14 protein-coding genes are annotated in these 16,636 nt (G+C 70.4%); 4 read left to right on the top strand and 10 right to left on the bottom strand.

Annotation, left to right across the window (positions count from 1 at the left end; translation table 11 throughout):
* Positions 1–10 precede the first annotated feature (10 nt).
* Genes AC0QTQ_RS01095 through AC0QTQ_RS01105 form a run of 3 tightly spaced genes read left to right on the top strand, consistent with a single transcriptional unit; the run spans position 11 to position 2,142 of the window.
* Positions 11–673, top strand: a complete 663-nt coding sequence (locus tag AC0QTQ_RS01095; protein WP_121530849.1) for a Tim44/TimA family putative adaptor protein — start codon at positions 11–13, stop codon at positions 671–673.
* Between the two features lie 3 nt (positions 674–676).
* The gene (locus tag AC0QTQ_RS01100; RefSeq protein ID WP_480257900.1) at positions 677–1,549 is read left to right on the top strand and encodes an MltA domain-containing protein; all 873 of its coding nucleotides are present in this window, start codon (positions 677–679) and stop codon (positions 1,547–1,549) included.
* A complete protein-coding gene (locus AC0QTQ_RS01105; RefSeq protein ID WP_480257901.1) occupies positions 1,546–2,142 on the top strand; it encodes a Smr/MutS family protein in 597 nt (198 codons plus the stop codon). Before AC0QTQ_RS01100 ends, AC0QTQ_RS01105 begins: the two co-directional genes overlap by 4 nt.
* On the opposite strand, the gene AC0QTQ_RS01110 is transcribed toward AC0QTQ_RS01105, so the two are convergent.
* The 3 genes from AC0QTQ_RS01110 to hslV are packed head-to-tail and all read right to left on the bottom strand — an operon-like array spanning position 2,139 to position 5,146.
* Positions 2,139–3,230, bottom strand: a complete 1,092-nt coding sequence (locus tag AC0QTQ_RS01110; protein WP_480257902.1) for an alpha/beta hydrolase — start codon at positions 3,228–3,230, stop codon at positions 2,139–2,141. The two genes, AC0QTQ_RS01105 and AC0QTQ_RS01110, sit on opposite strands and share 4 nt — an antisense overlap.
* 57 nt (positions 3,231–3,287) lie before the next feature.
* Positions 3,288–4,592 (bottom strand): ATP-dependent protease ATPase subunit HslU, encoded by a 1,305-nt coding sequence (gene hslU / locus AC0QTQ_RS01115; protein ID WP_480257903.1) that lies wholly within the window; start codon positions 4,590–4,592, stop codon positions 3,288–3,290.
* Positions 4,589–5,146, bottom strand: a complete 558-nt coding sequence (hslV, locus tag AC0QTQ_RS01120; RefSeq protein ID WP_121530839.1) for an ATP-dependent protease subunit HslV — start codon at positions 5,144–5,146, stop codon at positions 4,589–4,591. Before hslV ends, hslU begins: the two co-directional genes overlap by 4 nt.
* 91 nt (positions 5,147–5,237) lie before the next feature.
* Between hslV and AC0QTQ_RS01125 the strand changes: the two genes are divergently transcribed.
* Positions 5,238–6,143 carry a hypothetical protein gene (locus AC0QTQ_RS01125; protein ID WP_480257904.1) on the top strand — a complete coding sequence of 302 codons (906 nt, stop codon included), beginning with the start codon at positions 5,238–5,240 and terminating at the stop codon, positions 6,141–6,143.
* A 49-nt stretch (positions 6,144–6,192) separates the two neighbouring features.
* Here the strand turns inward: AC0QTQ_RS01125 and trxA are convergent, their stop codons facing one another.
* From trxA to AC0QTQ_RS01160, 7 genes are read right to left on the bottom strand one after another with little or no spacing between them, the layout of a single operon-like run.
* Entirely contained in the window at positions 6,193–6,513 is a 321-nt protein-coding gene (gene trxA / locus AC0QTQ_RS01130) for a thioredoxin (protein WP_121530835.1), read from the bottom strand.
* Between the two features lie 54 nt (positions 6,514–6,567).
* Positions 6,568–9,954, bottom strand: a complete 3,387-nt coding sequence (addA, locus tag AC0QTQ_RS01135; RefSeq protein WP_480257905.1) for a double-strand break repair helicase AddA — start codon at positions 9,952–9,954, stop codon at positions 6,568–6,570.
* Positions 9,951–12,881 carry a double-strand break repair protein AddB gene (addB, locus tag AC0QTQ_RS01140; protein WP_480257906.1) on the bottom strand — a complete coding sequence of 977 codons (2,931 nt, stop codon included), beginning with the start codon at positions 12,879–12,881 and terminating at the stop codon, positions 9,951–9,953. The genes addA and addB overlap by 4 nt, the downstream gene beginning before the upstream one ends.
* Complete coding sequence (locus AC0QTQ_RS01145; protein ID WP_480257907.1) at positions 12,874–13,560, bottom strand: nucleotidyltransferase family protein; 687 nt, start codon at positions 13,558–13,560, stop codon at positions 12,874–12,876. Before AC0QTQ_RS01145 ends, addB begins: the two co-directional genes overlap by 8 nt.
* Positions 13,557–14,537, bottom strand: a complete 981-nt coding sequence (locus tag AC0QTQ_RS01150) for an aminoglycoside phosphotransferase family protein (RefSeq protein ID WP_480257908.1) — start codon at positions 14,535–14,537, stop codon at positions 13,557–13,559. Before AC0QTQ_RS01150 ends, AC0QTQ_RS01145 begins: the two co-directional genes overlap by 4 nt.
* Positions 14,530–15,027: a tRNA (adenosine(37)-N6)-threonylcarbamoyltransferase complex ATPase subunit type 1 TsaE gene (tsaE, locus tag AC0QTQ_RS01155; protein ID WP_480257909.1), complete on the bottom strand. Its 498-nt coding sequence runs from the start codon at positions 15,025–15,027 to the stop codon at positions 14,530–14,532. Before tsaE ends, AC0QTQ_RS01150 begins: the two co-directional genes overlap by 8 nt.
* 40 nt (positions 15,028–15,067) lie before the next feature.
* Positions 15,068–16,630, bottom strand: coding sequence for a PAS-domain containing protein (locus tag AC0QTQ_RS01160; RefSeq protein ID WP_480257910.1), 1,563 nt, complete (start codon positions 16,628–16,630; stop codon positions 15,068–15,070).
* Positions 16,631–16,636: the final 6 nt, after the last annotated feature.

Raw genomic sequence — 16,636 nt, forward strand, 5'->3', positions numbered from 1 at the left:
ACGGAACCTCATGTCGAACGCCGTCATTCAGCTCATCGTCCTCGCCGGGATCGCCATTTTCCTGATCCTGCGGCTGAAGAACGTGCTTGGTACCCGCGACGGGTTCGAAAAGCCGGTCGTGCCGCCGCTCGAGGCGCCCGAACCGGCCGAACGCCGCGCCTTCGAGGTGATCGAGGGCGGCCCCGACCGCGATATCATCGACCATGTGCCCGAAGGCTCGGACGCCGCCGTGGCGCTGGCGCAGATGAAGCGGCTCGAGCCGGCCTTCAGCGTGGCCGAGTTCCTGAAAGGGGCGCGCGGCGCCTACGAGATGATCGTGATGGCCTTCGAGACCGGCGATCTGGAGAAGGTGCGCCCCTTCCTGTCGCCCGACGTCTTCGACGCCTTCAACGCGGCGGTGCAGGACCGCGCCGCCCGCGGGCTCGAGGTGCAGGCGGAATTCGTCGGGTTGCGCGAGCTCGTGCTGAGCGAGGCGAGCTTCGACCCCGCCACGCAGGAGGCCGAAATCACCGTGCGCTTCGGCGGCGAGCTGATCTCGGTGGCGCGCGACGCCGCGGGCACGGTGGTCGAGGGCGATGCCCGCGCGCCGCGCAAGCAGCGCGATCTGTGGACCTTCGCGCGCAAGATGGGCAGCGCCGACCCGAACTGGCAGCTTGTGGCGACGGGCGGCTGAGCCATGCGCCCGCTCGACTGGGCAGAGATTCCCGGCTGGGACGCAGACGATCACGCCGCCGCACGGGCGGCGTTTTGCGTGACGGGCGTGGCGCCCGAGGGCGATGCCCGCAGCTGGTTCGAGGCGGCGTTCGAGCCGGTCGAGGTGACCGATCCGGGAAGCGCGCATTTCACCGGCTATTACGAGCCCGAACTTCCGGCCTCGCGGTCGCGCTCGGTCCGCTTTCCGGCGCCGCTTTACGCGTTGCCCGCCGGGTTCGATTTCTCCCGCCCCTGGGCCAGCCGGGCCGAGATCGTCGCGGGCGATCTGCTGGCGGGCTATGAGATCGCCTTCGTCGAAAGCGCGATCGAGGCGTTCCTGGCGCAGGTCCAGGGCTCGGTGCGGTTGCGGCTTACCGAAGGCGGCACGCTGCGCCTCGGCTTTGCCGGCAAGAACGGCCAGCCCTATCGCTCGATCGGGGCGGAACTGGTGGCGCGCGGCGTGGCGCCGGTGGCCGAGATGACGCCCGACCGCATCCGCCGCTGGTGCGCGCAGAACCCGGCCGCGGTGCAGGATCTGCTGAACACCAACCCGTCCTTCGTCTTCTTCCGTCTGCTCGACCTGCCCGAGGGCACGGGCCCGATCGGCGCCATGGGCCAGCCGGTGACCGCCGGGCGCAGCCTTGCGGTCGATCCGGAGGTCATCCCGCTTGGCAGCCCGGTCTGGGTCGATTGCCCGGGCTTCGGCCGGCGGCTGATGGTGGCGCAGGACACCGGCTCGGCGATCCGCGGCGCGGGGCGCGGCGATCTGTTCCTGGGATCCGGGGGCGAGGCCGGGCGGCAGGCCGGGGCGATCAACGCCCGCGGGCGGATGATCTGGCTGCGGAGGCGGGGATGAAACGGCGCCGCAAGCTGAGTTCGGAAGAGCGCGAGCTGTGGGACAAGGTCGCGGCCTCGGCCCGGGCGATGCACCCGAAACACCCGAAACCGGCCGAAACAGAGCCTGTTTTGCCGCCCGACCCCGTCTTGCCGGCGAAGCCGCCGCGGTTCGAGGCGAAGGCCTTCCGTCTTGGCCAGACCGCTGCGCCGCCGCGGCACGGCCATGACCTTGCCCCCAGCATCGGCGAGCATCTGGCACGGCAGCCGGTGGTGATGGACCGCAAGGCGCATCGCGCCATGACCCGCGGCAAGCTCGAGCCCGAGGCGCGGCTTGACCTGCACGGGATGACGCTGTCCGAGGCGCATCCGGAACTCATTCACTTCGTGCTCAGCGCAGCCGATCGCGGCTGCCGGCTGATCCTGGTCATCACCGGCAAGGGCAAGCGCGGCCTTGACGACGGACCGATCCCGCAGCGCATGGGCGTGCTGCGCCATCAGGTGCCGCACTGGCTGCGGCTGCCGCCCTTGGGCGCAGTGGTGATGCAGGTGAGCGAAGCGCATCTGAAGCACGGCGGCTCGGGCGCCTATTACATCTACCTGCGCCGCCGCTAGCCGCCGATCGCCTGCACCGGGGTCAGGATCACCTGCTTGGCGTCCTGCACCGTCATCACCACGCCGGCGATGAAGGTGGAGTTGGCCGATTGCGCGCCCTCGAGGATCTGTGCAAGCCGGTTCGAGCTGCGCAGAAGCTGGATCAGTGCGGGCGAGTTGCCGATGTTGAAATGCCCCTCGCGGGTGTTGAAGGCGCCGGTGTCGACCACCGTCACCTTCAGATCGGCGAGCCGGTCGACCCCGGTCATGTTGCCCAGCCGGGATTTCTCGCCGCTCAGCCGCGAGGACAGCAGCAGCGCCTTGTCCTTTTGCGAGGTGAAGATGATGAAGGGCTGCGGCAGCCGGCCGATGCGTTTCGCCTGCGCGCGGAACACGTCGACGTCGATGTCGGGCGAGATCAGCACCACGCCCGAGACCCGCGACATCGTCTCTGTGTCGGCTGAAATTGCCACCTGCCGCAGGGTTTCCATGCTGAGCGCCGCGCCCATCGAATGGGCGACGATCAGGATGTGGCGCGCGCCCGCAAGGCGCAGGTCGCGCAGCAGCGTCTCGAACCCGTCGCGCGCGAACAGCGCCGAGTCGCGGTCATAGGCATAGCCCATCACCTGCCCGCGCGAGGGCCAGGAGTAATGCACCAGCACACCGGGCAGGTCGAAATCGGCGCCAAGCTGGGCAAAGCGGTAGAGCCCCTCGGCGAAATTGGTGTTGTAGCCGTGCACGAAGACGATCGCCTCGTTGCCGTTTTGGGCGAGCGCACGGTGCAGGTCGGTGCGGAAGGCGGCGGGGGTCGGGTAGATCTCGGAGCGGGCGACGAGGAAGTCGCGCTTCGGGTCGGGCCTGCGCCCTTCCTCGGGCACCTGCAGCTCGCCCGTCTTGTGCTCGGGCGGCACCGCCACGTCGAAGCGCGCCAGTGCCAGCGCCGGGCTGCGGGCAAAACCGAAGTCCTGCCCGCTTTGCAGGTTCGCGCCCCGGGTCGAGCCGACGAAGATCGGCCGCGCCGGCGCGGCGGGATCGGGCGCATAGGCGATCTCGGCGCGCGGGGCGCAGCCGGCAAGGGCGATCAGCAGGGCGAGGACGATCTTGCGCACGGGGCCTCCTTGACTGCGCGCAAGATAGCAGATGCCGCCCGCTTCACCAGCCGCGCGTCACAACACGTAGCGGCTCAGATCGGTCGAGCGGGACAGATCGCCCAGATGCTTCTCGACGAAGGCCGCATCCACCACGACGCTTTCGCCGCCGCGGTCGGGGGCCGAGAAGGACAGCTCCTCGAACACCCGCTCCATCACCGTGTAGAGACGCCGCGCGCCGATGTTCTCGATCGTGCGGTTGACCTCGGCGGCGATGCGGGCGAGCGCCGCGATGCCCTCGGGGGTGAAGCTGACGGTGACCTCCTCGGTGGCCATCAGCGCGGTGTATTGCCGGGTCAGGGCGTTGTCGGTCTCGGTCAGGATCCGGGTGAAATCGTCCTCGGTCAGCGCCCGCAGCTCGACCCGGATCGGCAGGCGGCCCTGCAATTCGGGCAGCAGGTCCGAGGGCTTGGCGATGTGGAAGGCGCCCGAGGCGATGAACAGGATGTGGTCGGTCTTCACCGGGCCGTATTTCGTCGAGACGGTGGTGCCCTCGATCAGCGGCAGCAGGTCGCGCTGCACGCCTTCGCGCGAGACATCGGCGCCGCGGGTCTCGGCGCGGGCGGCGACCTTGTCGATCTCGTCGATGAAGACGATGCCCGATTGCTGCACCGCCTCGAGCGCCGCGGTCTTCACCGCCTCGTCATCGAGAAGCTTGTCCGCCTCTTCCTGGATCAGCACCTCATAGCTTTCCGCGACGGTCATCTTGCGCCGGGTGCGCCGTGCGCCGCCGAAGGCCTTGAACAGGTCCTGCAGACCCTGCATCTGCGTTTCCATGCCCGCACCGCCCAGGCCCATCATCGGCATCGCCGGGGCGGCATCGGCTACCTCGAGCTCGATCACCTTGTCGTCGAGCTCGCCCTTCTTCAGCTTCTGGCGGAACAGGTCGCGCGTGCCCTCGCGCGCGTCGGAACCGGCGAGCGCCTCGATCACCCGGTCCTCGGCGGCCTTGTGGGCGCGCGCCTTGACCTCCTCGCGCATCCGCTCGCGGGTCTCGGTCACGGCGACATCGGTCAGGTCGCGGATGATCTGCTCGACATCGCGGCCGACATAGCCGACCTCGGTGAATTTCGTCGCCTCGACCTTGAGGAAGGGCGCCTTCGCAAGCTTGGCCAGGCGGCGCGAGATCTCGGTCTTGCCGACGCCGGTCGGCCCGATCATCAGGATGTTCTTCGGATAGACCTCCTCGCGCAGCTCGGGCGCAAGGTGGCTGCGCCGCCAGCGGTTGCGCAGGGCGACGGCGACGGCGCGCTTGGCGTCGCCCTGGCCGATGATGAAACGATCAAGTTCCGAGACGATCTCGCGCGGGGTCAGGTCGGTCATTTCGCGATGCTCTCCACCGTCAGGTTGCCGTTCGTGTAGACGCAGATCTCGGCCGCGATCGCCATCGCCTTGCGGGCGATCGTTTCGGCGTCGAGATCGCTGTCGATCAGTGCCCGTGCCGCGGCGAGCGCGTAATTGCCGCCCGAACCGATCGCGGCGATGTCATGCTCGGGTTCCAGCACGTCGCCCGCGCCGGTGATGACGTAAAGATCGGCACCGTCGGTGACGATCAGCATCGCCTCGAGGTTGCGCAGATACTTGTCCATGCGCCAGTCCTTCGCCAGCTCGACGCAGGCGCGGGCCAGCTGTCCGGGCGCGGCCTCGAGCTTCTTCTCCAGCCGCTCGAGCAAGGTGAAGGCATCGGCGGTCGAGCCGGCAAAGCCCGCCACCACGTCGCGCCCGCCGGGCGAGAGACGACGCACCTTGCGCGCCGTGCCCTTGATCACCGTCTGGCCAAGGCTGACCTGCCCGTCGCCCGCCACCACAACGCGGCCACCCTTGCGCACGCCGATGATCGTCGTGCCGTGCCAGCCGGGGAATTTGTCTTCCGCCATGTCACCCTCCGTTTGCGCTGCCAGATATGAGGGCGCTTCGGTCGCGCTGCAACCCTTGCCGGGCGCGTGCCGCCCGCGTAGCCTGCGCGCCATGAGTTCCCGCGAGACCCTGACCCTGTATCTTGACGCCCCCGCGCTGCGGCGGGTCGAGGCCGGCACGCACAACTTCTTCGGCAAGGTGATTGCGGCGGTGACGAGCGCGGGCTGGCAGGTGGCGCTTGAAGAAAGCACGCTGGCAAGCCGCCTTGCCGCGCCGGCGCGGCCGGGTCATGCGCTTTTCCACATGGAGGAGCCGACGCATGAGCGCGCGCTGACCTGCCGGCGCAGCTATGTCGGCGCCTTCTGGCAGATCGAGGCGGTGGCGGAGCGCTGGAACTGGCCGGTGGCGCGCACGGCCTTCGACCCCGAGACGGTCGATGCGCGGCAGGCGGGCATCTTCTTCCGGAACTGGAGAAACAGGCTCTGGCCCGGCGGGTGCGACACCACCGACCGGGGCCATATCTTCGTGCCGCTGCAGGGGCGGCTGCTCGATCATCGCAGCTTCCAGTCGATGAGCCCGGTTGCGATGCTCGAGACCCTGCTGGCGCGGACCGACCGGCCGATCATCGCCACGCTGCACCCGAACGAGATCTATCTCGACGACGAGACCGCAGCGCTCGCGGCGCTGGCCGCACGCCATCCGCGGCTCACCGTGCAGAAGGGCGGTTCGGCCGAGGTGCTGGCAGGCTGCACCATGGTCGCCTGCGAGAACAGCGCGATGGCCTTCGAGGGGTATTTCCTGGAAAAGCCCGCGCTGCTTTTCGCGCAGATCGACTTTCATCACATCGCGGCGAGCGTGCCGCGCGACGGGATCGAGGCGGCCCTTGCGTCGCGGCCCGCGCCCGATGTGCGCCGCTATCTCTACTGGTTCCTGCAACAGCGTGCGATCAACGCCGGGCGGGGCGACAGTGGCGACCGCATCCTGGCCGCCTTGCGCCGCAACGGCTGGCCGATCTGAAAAAGGGCGCCCGAAGGCGCCCTTTTTTGTCAATCCGGTCTGGCGGCGATCAGAGCGCCGATTCGATCCACGACTTCAGCGCGGCCTTCGGCGCGGCGCCGACCTTGTTCGAGACGACCTGGCCGTTCTTGAACAGGAACAGCGCCGGGATGCCGCGCACGCCCAGAACGGCCGGGCTGTCGGGGTTCTCGTCGACGTTGACCTTGGCGATCTTCACCTTGCCTTCGAACTCGGCCGCGATCTCCTCGAGCGACGGGCCGATCATGCGGCACGGGCCGCACCATTCAGCCCAGAAGTCGACGACGACGGGGATGTCGGAATTGCGCACTTCCTGATCGAAAGTGGCGTCGGTGACGGCAACAGTGGTCATGGGGTTCTCCTGAGGGTCTGGTTGCGGGGAAGGTAGGCCCCGCCCCCCGAAGCGTCAAGACGCGGGGGCTGTGCGCAATGCCGCATCCATCTGTGCGTCGTCAAGCCGTGTCAGCGTGGCGCTACGGGTCCAGACCAGCAGGCATTCGATGCGCCGCCCGGGATAGATCTGCCGCAGCGCCGCGCGATAGGCGGCGAGCTGGCGGACAAGGCCAAGCGGCACCTCCTCGGCGCTGCCCGGCAGCACCGCGTTCGACTTGTAATCGAGCACGCTGACCAGATCGGGCGTCACCCGCAGCCGGTCGATGGTGCCATGGATGCGCTGGTTCTCCAGCTCGGGCAGGGTCGCGGTGATTTCCACTTCGGCGAGCGTGTCGGGGCCGAGAAAGCCCATCTCGTCCAGCCGGTCGAGCACCGGGGTGACGAGGGTCAGAAGTGCCTCGGCCTCGGTCGCGTCGGTGCGGTCCGGTCCGGTGGCCAGCAGGTCGCGCGCGACCTCGGGCCAGTCCTCTCGCGGCCGCTCGGGCAGGTGTTCAAGGAGCAGGTGCAGCTGTCGGCCGCGGCGCTTGCTTTCCTCCTCGGTGGTGAAGTCGGTCTCGCCCGGCAGCGCCTTCGCCCCGCCAAGGTCCGAGGGCGAGAGCGTCGCCGCCGGCCGCTCGCCCCGCGGCGCCCGGCGGCGGATCCAGTCCGGCAGGGCGGTGGCATCGGAGCGCGCCGCAGCCGCGGGCGCGGCCGGCTGGGGCCAGTCGCCATGCGCAAGGCGCGCGACGGGCCCAAGCGCCTGCGCCTGCACCGATTGCGCCGAAACAGGCTCTGTTCCGGCCCGTTCGAGCCCCGCCTGCACCAGCGTGTACCAGCTGTCCTCGCCTTCGCCGACATCGCCCGCCGCCGCCACGATCAGCCATTTCTCGGCCCGCGTCAGCGCCACATACAGAAGCCGCATCCGCTCCTCGCGCGCCCGCGCAATCGCCGCTTCGTGCAAGTCGCGCAGCACCGGCGGCATCTCGGCCGTGGGCCCCTTCCAATAGGCCGTGCCCTCGGGCGTGGTGTAGACATCCGACCCATTCGGCGGGCGGGGCTTCGCGGTATCGGGCAGGATCACGATCGGCGCCTCGAGCCCCTTGGCGCCGTGCACGGTCATCACCCGGACGGTGCGGCCCTCGTTCTCGAGCTGCCGCTTGACCTCGATCTCCTCGGCGCCGAGCCAGCCGAGGAAGCCGGTGAGGCTGGGGATTTCCGTGCTCTCATAGGCCAGCGCCTGCGAGATCAGCTCATCGATGCCATCCTCCGCCTCGACGCCAAGCCGTGCGATCAGCCGCTCGCGCGCGCCGTGACGGTTCAGCAGCCGCTCGATCACGTCATAGGGGCGCAGGAAGTCGGCCTGATCGAGCAGGTCCTGCAGGATGTCGAGCGTTTCGGGGTGAGTGCCGTCGCGCCGCAGCGCCTGCCACAGATAGCCCTTGCGGGGCTGGGCGAGCGCGTAAAGTTCGCGCTCGCTCCAGCCGAAGATCGGCGAGCGCAGCGCCTCGGCGAGCGACAGGTCATCCTCGGGCGTGGCCAGAAAGGCCAGAACAGAGCCGATATCCTTCACCGCAAGCTCGGCGCCCAGCTTGAGCCGGTCGGCGCCGGCGACGGCAAGTCCCGCCGCCTTGCAGGCGCGGATGATCTCGGCAAAGAGCGGGCCGCGGCGCTGCACCAGCACCAGGAAGTCGCCCTCGTGCACCGGCCGCGCGCCCGCGCCCTCGGGGATCTGCACACCGCGCGCGATCATCGCGGCGATCTCGGCGGCGATGGTGCGGGCCAGAACCACCTGCGCATCCTCGGCACCGGGCAGATCGACCGGGGCCTCCCAGTCGTCCTCGCTCTCGTCCTTCGACTGCTCGATCGCGGGCCAGAGGTCGACGCGGCCGGGCAGGCCGGTCTTGAAGGCGATATGCTCGGGCACACCGCCCAGTCCGCCAGCCGCCTCGCCCGCGAAGGTCAGGTCGACCAGTCGCAGGATCGCCGGCGAGGAGCGGAAGGAGTGCTGCAGCTCGCTCACCTGCAAGGGCCGCTCGATCGCCGCGAATTTCGCCGAAAAGTGGCTCTGCATCGCCTCGAAACGGTGCAGGTCGGCGCCCTGGAAGGAATAGATCGACTGCTTGCGGTCGCCTACGACAAAGATCGTGCGGGTTTCCTGCCGGGCGCCCTCGCCGGCGGTGAACTCGTCGGCCAGCCGCTCGATCACCGCCCATTGCCCGGGGCTGGTGTCCTGCGCCTCGTCGACGAGGATGTGGTCGATGCCGCCATCGAGACGGAACAGCACCCATTGTGCCACCGAGCCGCGCGACAGAAGCTGTGCTGCGCGGTCGATCAGGTCGTCGAAGTCGAGCCAGCCGCCGAGCGTCTTGCGCACCCGATAGCGCGGCAGGAAGACGCGGGCGAAGCGGTGGAGCGCCAGGGTGCGCGCGACATTGGCCAGCGCGAATTCGGCGCCGCGCGCCTCGGCCACGCGCTCCATCAGGGCGCGGAAGGCGTCGGTCAGCTCCTCGCCCAGTTCCTTGACTGCGCCCTTGGTCAGCAGGCTGGCGCTTTTCGCCTCGGCGATGCGCAGGCCGTCCTTGCTGTAGAGGAACTGTGCGAACAGCGGGGGCAGTGCCGCGGGCCCCGGGTCGCGCCAGTCGATCGCGGCCAGCACCTCGGCCAGCTTCTTCATCGTCGCGCTTTGCCCGCGCAAGACCGGCAGAACCGCCTCGATCAGGGCCGCCTCGCTGCCGTCGAAGGCTATCTCGGGCAGATCGTCGGGGCCGAAACCGGCGGGCAGGCCCAGCCCCTCGAGCAGCGCGGCGCGGTCCGGATCGTGCTGGAAAGCGACCCTGTTCTTGCGAATCTCGTCGATGATCTCGCCCAGATCCTCGCCGGTGTGGAAGGCGAGAAGGTCATCCAGAACCGCCCGCTCCGGTCCCGCCGCGATCTCTTCCAGCACATCGGCGCGCAGCTCGGCCGCGCTGCGATCGTCAAGCTCGGTGAAGCCGTGCGGCACCCCCGCCTCGAGCGGGAAGCGGCGCAGAAGCGCACCGCAGAAGGAATGGATCGTCTGGATCTTCAGCCCGCCCGGGGTCTCGATCGCCTGCGCGAAGAGGCGACGCGCCTGCGCCAGACGCTCGTCGGTGATCGGCCCCGCCTCGCCCAGCCGGTCAAGCTCGCCCCGCAGCGCGCCGTCTTCCAGCATCGCCCAGGCCCCGAGCCGCTTCAGCAGCCGGTTCTGCATCTCGCTCGCCGCGGCCTTGGTATAGGTCAGGCACAGCACCTTCTGCGGCTCGGTCCCGCCCAGAAGCAGCCGCGCCACGCGGTCGGTCAGCACCTTGGTCTTGCCCGAGCCGGCATTCGCCGACAGCCAGGTCGAGGCGGCGGGATCGGCGGCGCGGATCTGCCGCTCGGTCGCCAGATCGGGTCTGTTCATGCCAGATCCTCCGGTTCGGCCCGGTCGCTCAGCTGCCATTCTCCAAAGCGCGAGAGCTGGTCGTAATCGCTGACATCGCGGGTCGAGCGCAGCGCGCGGCGCGCGGTATAGCCGGTCTTCGGGTCGAGATAGCGCGCGATCAGCCGGGTGAATTTCTCCCAGCTCTCGGCGACCTCCTCGCGCGGGATGGCCAGGTCGCGGGTCTCACCCTCGCCGCCAAGGCGAATATAGGTCATCGCCGCCACCTCGCGCGGGCCAAGCGCGGTGAAGGCGCCGCGCTCGATCATCGCGGCTTCCAGCAGCAATTGCTTGTCGTAATAGCGCACTTCCTTGTCCGAGGGCGGCAGGCCGGATTTGTAGTCGAACAGATGCGCGCGCCCGTCGGTGCGGATGTCGATGCGGTCGGGTTTCGCGGTCAGGGTGAAGCCGAGCGCGGGCAGGGCCTGGGTGCCGCGAGTCTCGATCACCACGGGCGTGCCCTCGGCCTGACGGCGGGCCTCGTCCTCGACCAGGCGGCGGGCGATGCGGCGGATCCGGGCGAGCCAGAGCCTTTGTGCGCTTGGCCAGGGGATCTCGGTCGCAAGCACGTCTTCGGCGATGGCAAGGAGCCGGGCCTCGGCTGCGTCAAGGCTTTCGACCTCGGGCCGGGTCTTCAGGAAGCGTTCGACGATCAGGTGCAGCACCTGACCGCGCAGCCGCGGATCGGGTTCGGGCCGCAGCGGATCGAGCGGGCGCAGGCGCAGGATGCGCCCGGCGTAAACCGCGTAAGGGTCGCGGATCAGGGTCTTGATCGCGGTCACCGGCAGCTCGCGCGGGCGGACCTCGGCGGGCGGACGGGGCGCGGGGCGGGGGGCGGGCGGCAGGCTCAGCCGCGGCGCCTCGGCGGCCTCGGCGAGTTGCAGCCAGGCGCTGCCGCGTGCCCGCATCGCCGCCAGCGCCTCGGGGCCATGCCCGCCAGTCAGGCCGCCGAGCAGGTTCGTCAGCCGGTTCAGCCAGCGCGAGGGCACGGTTTCCGCATCGGCATCGCGGCGCGAGCGCGACAGCACCACCTGCCGTGCGCCGATCGCCTGCTGGAAGTCATGCGCCGACAGGCCGATCTGGCGTTCGGGCAGTGGCAGGCCGGCATCGAGCCGCATCTTGCGGCTCAGCCAGGGGTCGGGGGCCGGCGCCTCGGGCCAGCTGCCCTCGTTCAGCCCGCCCAGAAGCACAAGCCCCGCGCCCTGTACGCGGGCCTCGAGCGCGCCGAGGAAGGTGATGCCAGGATGCACGGTCAGCGGGTTGCGCACCTGCCCCGCGCGCAAGAGCGTGTCGACCAGATCGGCGTAATCGGCGGGGCCATAGCTGCCGCCGTGTTCGGCCTCGGCGGCAAGCTCGGTGAAGACCCGCAGGCATTCCTGCCCGGCGTCCAGCTGCCAGAAACCGCTGGCCTCGGGCGAGCCGTCGGGGCCGGCGGCCAGCGTGGCCACCAGCGCCAGATGCGTCTCGATGCAGGCCGAAAGCGGCTGAACCGGGGCGTCCTCGAAGCGCGGCAGAAGGGCGGCCAGCCAGTCGGCCCAGGCCTGTTTCGCCGCATCCCCCCCGGCCCAGCGGGTCAGCGCCGCGGCATCGGGGAAGGCCGGGCCATGACGGCGCAGCCAGAGTTCAAGCTCGCGGGTGAAGCGCAGGTGATGGCCGCGCATCGTGGCGCCGGCGCCGGTCAGCGGATGCTTGAGCAGCACCAGAAGCGGTTCGATCATCAGCGTGCGGCCGCGCAACCGCGCGACATGGCGCAGCAGACGGCCGGGGGCCGACAGGTGCAGCGGCGCGCCGGCGCTGTCATCGGGCAGGATGCCCCAGCGGTCGAGCGTGGCGGCGACGCGGCGGGTCAGCATCCGGTTCGGGGTGATCAGCGTGGCGGGCTCGCCCCGCTCCGCCGCTTCGCGCAGGATCAGTGCAAGCGCCAGCGCCTCGTGCCGCGGATCGGGCGCCTCGATCAGCGAGAGCCCCTCGCAGGCGGGGCGCAGGTCACCGAGCTGCGCGCCCTCGTTCAGCCATTGGTCTGTGACCGGCGCCGGCCGCAGCGCGAGCGAGACAAGCGCATTGCGATGGCCGGTGTCGGGTTCGGCATCGGTCCAGCGCTGCACCTCGGCCGGGCTGCGGTGAAGCCGGTCGAGCAGCGCGCGGAAGCGGAATTGCGGATGATCCTCGATCGGCATCTTGCCGGAACAGAGACTGTTCCAGGCCGGTTCAGGCATCTGGAAATCGAAGCCCGGCAGCACGATCAGCCCGTTCGGCAGCGCCGCCACCGCCTCGATGAAGAGCGCCGTCGCCCCGTGCGAGCCGGTCGAACCGGCAACGACGATCCGCTCGTCCGTGGGCGCGTCGCGCCAGCGCGCGGCCAGCGCCTCGACGATGCGGCGCTGGCGGGCCTCGATGTCGGGGGCGCTGTCTTCCTCGAAGAAGCGGGCGACGATGCGGATGAACTCGAGGCTGAACTGCCAGTGCTCGGCATGGCTGTCGCGGATGTCGAGCGCCTCGAGCGCCTCGGGCGGCACGCCTTCGCCCTGCATCTCGGACATCAGCGTGGCAAGGCTGTCGGTCAGGCTGAACAGACCCGCACCGGCCTCGAAAGCGGGCAGGCGTGAGACCAGACCCGCCACCAGCTGAGCGAGTTCCAGCCGCCGGCGCAGCGGCGAGACATTGGCCGGGATGCCGGCAACGGGCTCGCGCCGCAGGTCGGAGATCAGCGCGAGGCGGGGCAGGAAGCGGGCGCCGGCGCGGTCGAATTCCTCGCGCACGCGGCGCATCATCCGGCCCGAGTTCAGGTACAGCCGCAGCCGTGCCATCGCCTCGGGCGGTTCGGCCTGCAGTCGCGCGATCAGGCCGGTGACAAGCTCGCGCGCGAAATCGACGCCCGGCGGCAGGGCGAAGAGCGGCGCCTCAGCCATGGCGGGCGCCCAGCATCGCCTCGGCGAGCGGAATGCTTTCGGGCCGACCGACGTCGCACCAGCCGCCCGGATGCACCACGCCGAAGACGCGGCCCTCGGCCAGCATCCGGTCCCAGAGCCGGTTGAGCGAGAAGACCTCGTCCGAAATCGTCTCTATTCCGGCCGGATCGAGGATCTGGGCGCCGGTGTAGACATAGCCCGGCCCGCGCTGGATGCAGCCATCGGGGGCCAGCGAGAAATCGCCCGTGCCGTTGTGGCCGGTGGCGCGTTCGACCGGCACGAGGGCAAGCAGCGCGCCCATCCGGGCGGGGTCCCATCCGGCGCGCAGTGTGGCGAGCGGGTTCGGCCCGGTCCAGATCGCGTCGGTGTTCAGGGTGAAGACGGGGCCGGGGCCAAGCAGCGGCAGCGCCTTGCGCAGCCCGCCGCCGGTCTCGAGGATGCGCTCGCTCTCGTCCGAGATCCGCACCCCGCTGCCGGCAAGATGTGCCGCGACCTGTTCGCCAAGGTAATGCGTGTTTGCGACGATCCGGGCGACGCCCGCCGCGCGCGCGATGTCGAGCGCGTGGTCGAGAAGCGGCCGTCCGGCCACCTCGACCAGCGGCTTCGGCCGGCTGCGGGTCAGCTCTCCCATCCGGGTGCCGAAGCCCGCGGCAAACAGCATCAGCGCGTCGGGGCTCATGCGGCCTCCTGCTTCAGCCGGGCGATGAGCGCGGCATCGGGGGCGGGGAAGGCCGCGGTGACCGTCGCCGCCAGATCGGCGAGCGCCGGATGGGCGAGGTTGTGCATCAGGTTCGCCCAGTTGCGCGGCATCAGATCGAGGTAATGCGGCTTGCCGTAAAGCTTCGCGAGGCGGGCGAAGACGCCCTGGATGCGCAGTGCCCGCTGTGCGCCGAGAAGGGCGCAGGCCCTGTCGAAATCGGCCGGATCGAGCCCGCGCGCCGCCGCATAGCGGGCCCTTTCGCGTGCCTCGACTGCGGGCGAGACGGCGCGGCGCACGTCCTGCAGTGCCGAGACGAGGTCATAGGCCGGGTGCGCGGCAACGGCATCCTGGAAGTCGAGCAGGCCAAGCCGCGCCGTGCCTCTGCGCTCGGGCAGCCAGAGCGCATTCTCGGCATGGAAATCGCGCAGGCACAGCACCGGGGCCACGGGGACAAGCCCGGCGTAAAGCGCCGTGATCGCGCCGGGCACCGCCTCGGCGGCGGTCCGCGACAGGGTCGGATAGTGTTCGACGGTCAGCTCGACCAGCTCGGCCAGCGCCGGCCCGTCGAGGGGCGCGACGAACTCCGGCGCGGGCAGGCGGTGCAGGTCGAGCAGGAAGTCGGTGACGAAGCCATAGATCTCGCCCTCGCGCGCCGGGTCGTCGTGCAGCAGCCGCGACAGCAGGTCATCGCCCAGATCCTCGAGCAGCATCAACCCCGCCGCCGCGTCCTCGGCGAAGATCTCGGGGGCGGAAAAGCCCGCCGCGCGCAGCCAGCGGCCGATGCGGGAAAAGCGGGCGATCTCACCGGGCGAGGGCGAGATCATCAGCACCGCGCGGGCGCCCGTGGGGCGCGCCAGGCGTTCATAGCGGCGGGCCGAGGCATCGCCCGCCAGCGGGCGGCGGCTGGCATCGGCCCAGCCGGCCGCGGCGAGGAAGGCATTGAGTGTCTCAGGCATCGGGCCAGCTTTCCAACGGCTGCAGGCGGGTGCGCCAGCCGGCATCGCCCGCGATCTCGACTGCGCGCGCCGCGCCGCCCGCGCGCAGCGAAAAGCGCAGGGTGAGGGCACCCGCAGGGGTCAGATCGCCCAGCCGGTCGGGCCACTCGACAAGGCAGATCGCGCTCTCGAACGCCTCTTCAAGGCCGAGCTCGATCGCCTCGTCGGGATGGGTCAGCCGGTAGAGGTCGGCGTGCCAGATCTCGGGCGCGGCATCATAGCTTTGCACCAGCGTGAAGGTGGGCGAGGGAATATCCTCGTGCCGGCCAAGCGCCGCGAGCCGGGCCGAGATCAGGGCCCGGGCGAAATGCGTCTTGCCGGCGCCGATCTGGCCCTCGAGCAGCAGAACGTCGCCCGCATGCAGCAGCGGGGCGAGGGTTTCACCCAGCCGGGCGGTGGCCTCGGCATCGGGCAGGGCAAGCGTGAAGAGGGGGGGCGTCTCGGTCGGCATGGGCGCACTCTACCGCGCCCGGTCCGCGCCGCAACCCGTATCAGATGCTCGGCTGCGGCAGGACGACGGCAGGGACCCGGGCGGGGGTGAAGCCGGCCATCATCGCCCCGCCCTGGATCGGCACGAAGCGGCAGTGCAGCGGCGCGCCGTCGGGCAGGGGCACCTCGCCCTCGATCGTCAGCCGTTCCGCCGAGCGCAGGCAGAAGGCGCGCGCCTGCGGCCAGAGCATGCTTGCGCCGCAAACCTCCTGCCAGCGCCGGGTTGCATCGAGGATGGTGACGCGGCCCAGCGTGGTGCCGGGCTCCACCTGCCACAGCCGGTCATAGGTCCGGTTCGACAGCGCAAGTTCGCCCGAGGCGCGGAAGACCGCGACGGCTTCGGGCATCAGGTCGAGCACCTCCTGGCTCAGTTCCAACTCGGCGCGGAAGCGGCGGGACAGCGAGATCTCGGCGGTGATGTCCTCGAACAGGAAGGCGACGGCCCCATCGGGGTGGGGGCGGCCGGTGACGCGATAGGTCTGCCCGCCCGGCAGGCTCCAGGTCTCGGTGTGAAAGCCCGCGGCGGCGGCCTTTTCCAGCGCCGTCATCTGCAGCCGCCAGCTGCGATAGTCCTTCGGTTCGGGCATCATCCGCGACTCGCGCAGCCGGTCGAGCAGGGCATAGAGCGTCGGCCGGGCCGAGAGGAAATCGGGGCTGAGCTGGGTCAGGTCGATCAGCGCCGGGTTGAACAGCTGCAGCCGGCGCTCGCGGTCGAAGATCGCAAGGCCGATCGGCAGGCCGGCGAAGGTCTTCGTCAGGGTCTGCACGAAATCGCGCAGTGCGGTCTCGGCACGCACGGCGGCATCGGCGGGCTGGGCGTAATGCAGCGTGCCGTCGGTCAGCGCGAAGCTGTGGCAGTCGAACCAGACCGGGCCGCTTTGCCGGGCCAGACGCAGCCGGCGCGGCGTCGGATGCGGCGCCTCCTCATGCGGGAACAGCCGCGGCAGCGGCCAGACGAGGCACTCCTCGCTGTCACCGAAGGCCTCGGACAGCAGCAGATAGGCGCGGTTCGCCCAGCAGATGCCGCCCTGCGCATCTTCGCGCCAGACCGGGGCGGGCAGCGAGTCGAAGGCCTGGCGCAGCAGGGAGAGCTCGTCCTCGAGGGCGCGCTGCGACAGCCCGTCGACCAGCACGCCGCTGCCCTCGGCCGCCGGGTCGATCAGGGTGATGCGGGCCAGGCCGCCGAGATGCTCGGCCAGCAGCCGCAGCGGTGGGCGGCGCTCCGGATCGGGCACCGAGGTCAGCTCGATCCGGCCCTGTTCGGCCAGTGCGCCCATGGCGCGGGAAAAGCCCTCGAACCGCGGCGCGAGGAAGGCGCAGAGCCGGTCCCAGTCGCTGCCGCTGGCGCGGGTCGCGGCGATCAGGCTGCGGGCGGGGCCGGTGGCATCGACAAGGTGATGATCGTCGAAGAGGAACACCGCGGGTTCGAGAACCGGATGCGCGGCGGCGCTCGGGCGGGCAGGGGCGCGGCGCGGCGCGAGATGCGACAGCAGCAGCAGCGCCAGCATCGCCGCACCGATCGAGGTGGTCACGATGATCACGGCCTCGAGCCATCCGCCCTGCATCGCCCA

This window comes from Paenirhodobacter sp. YD-8 (genome assembly GCF_056590935.1).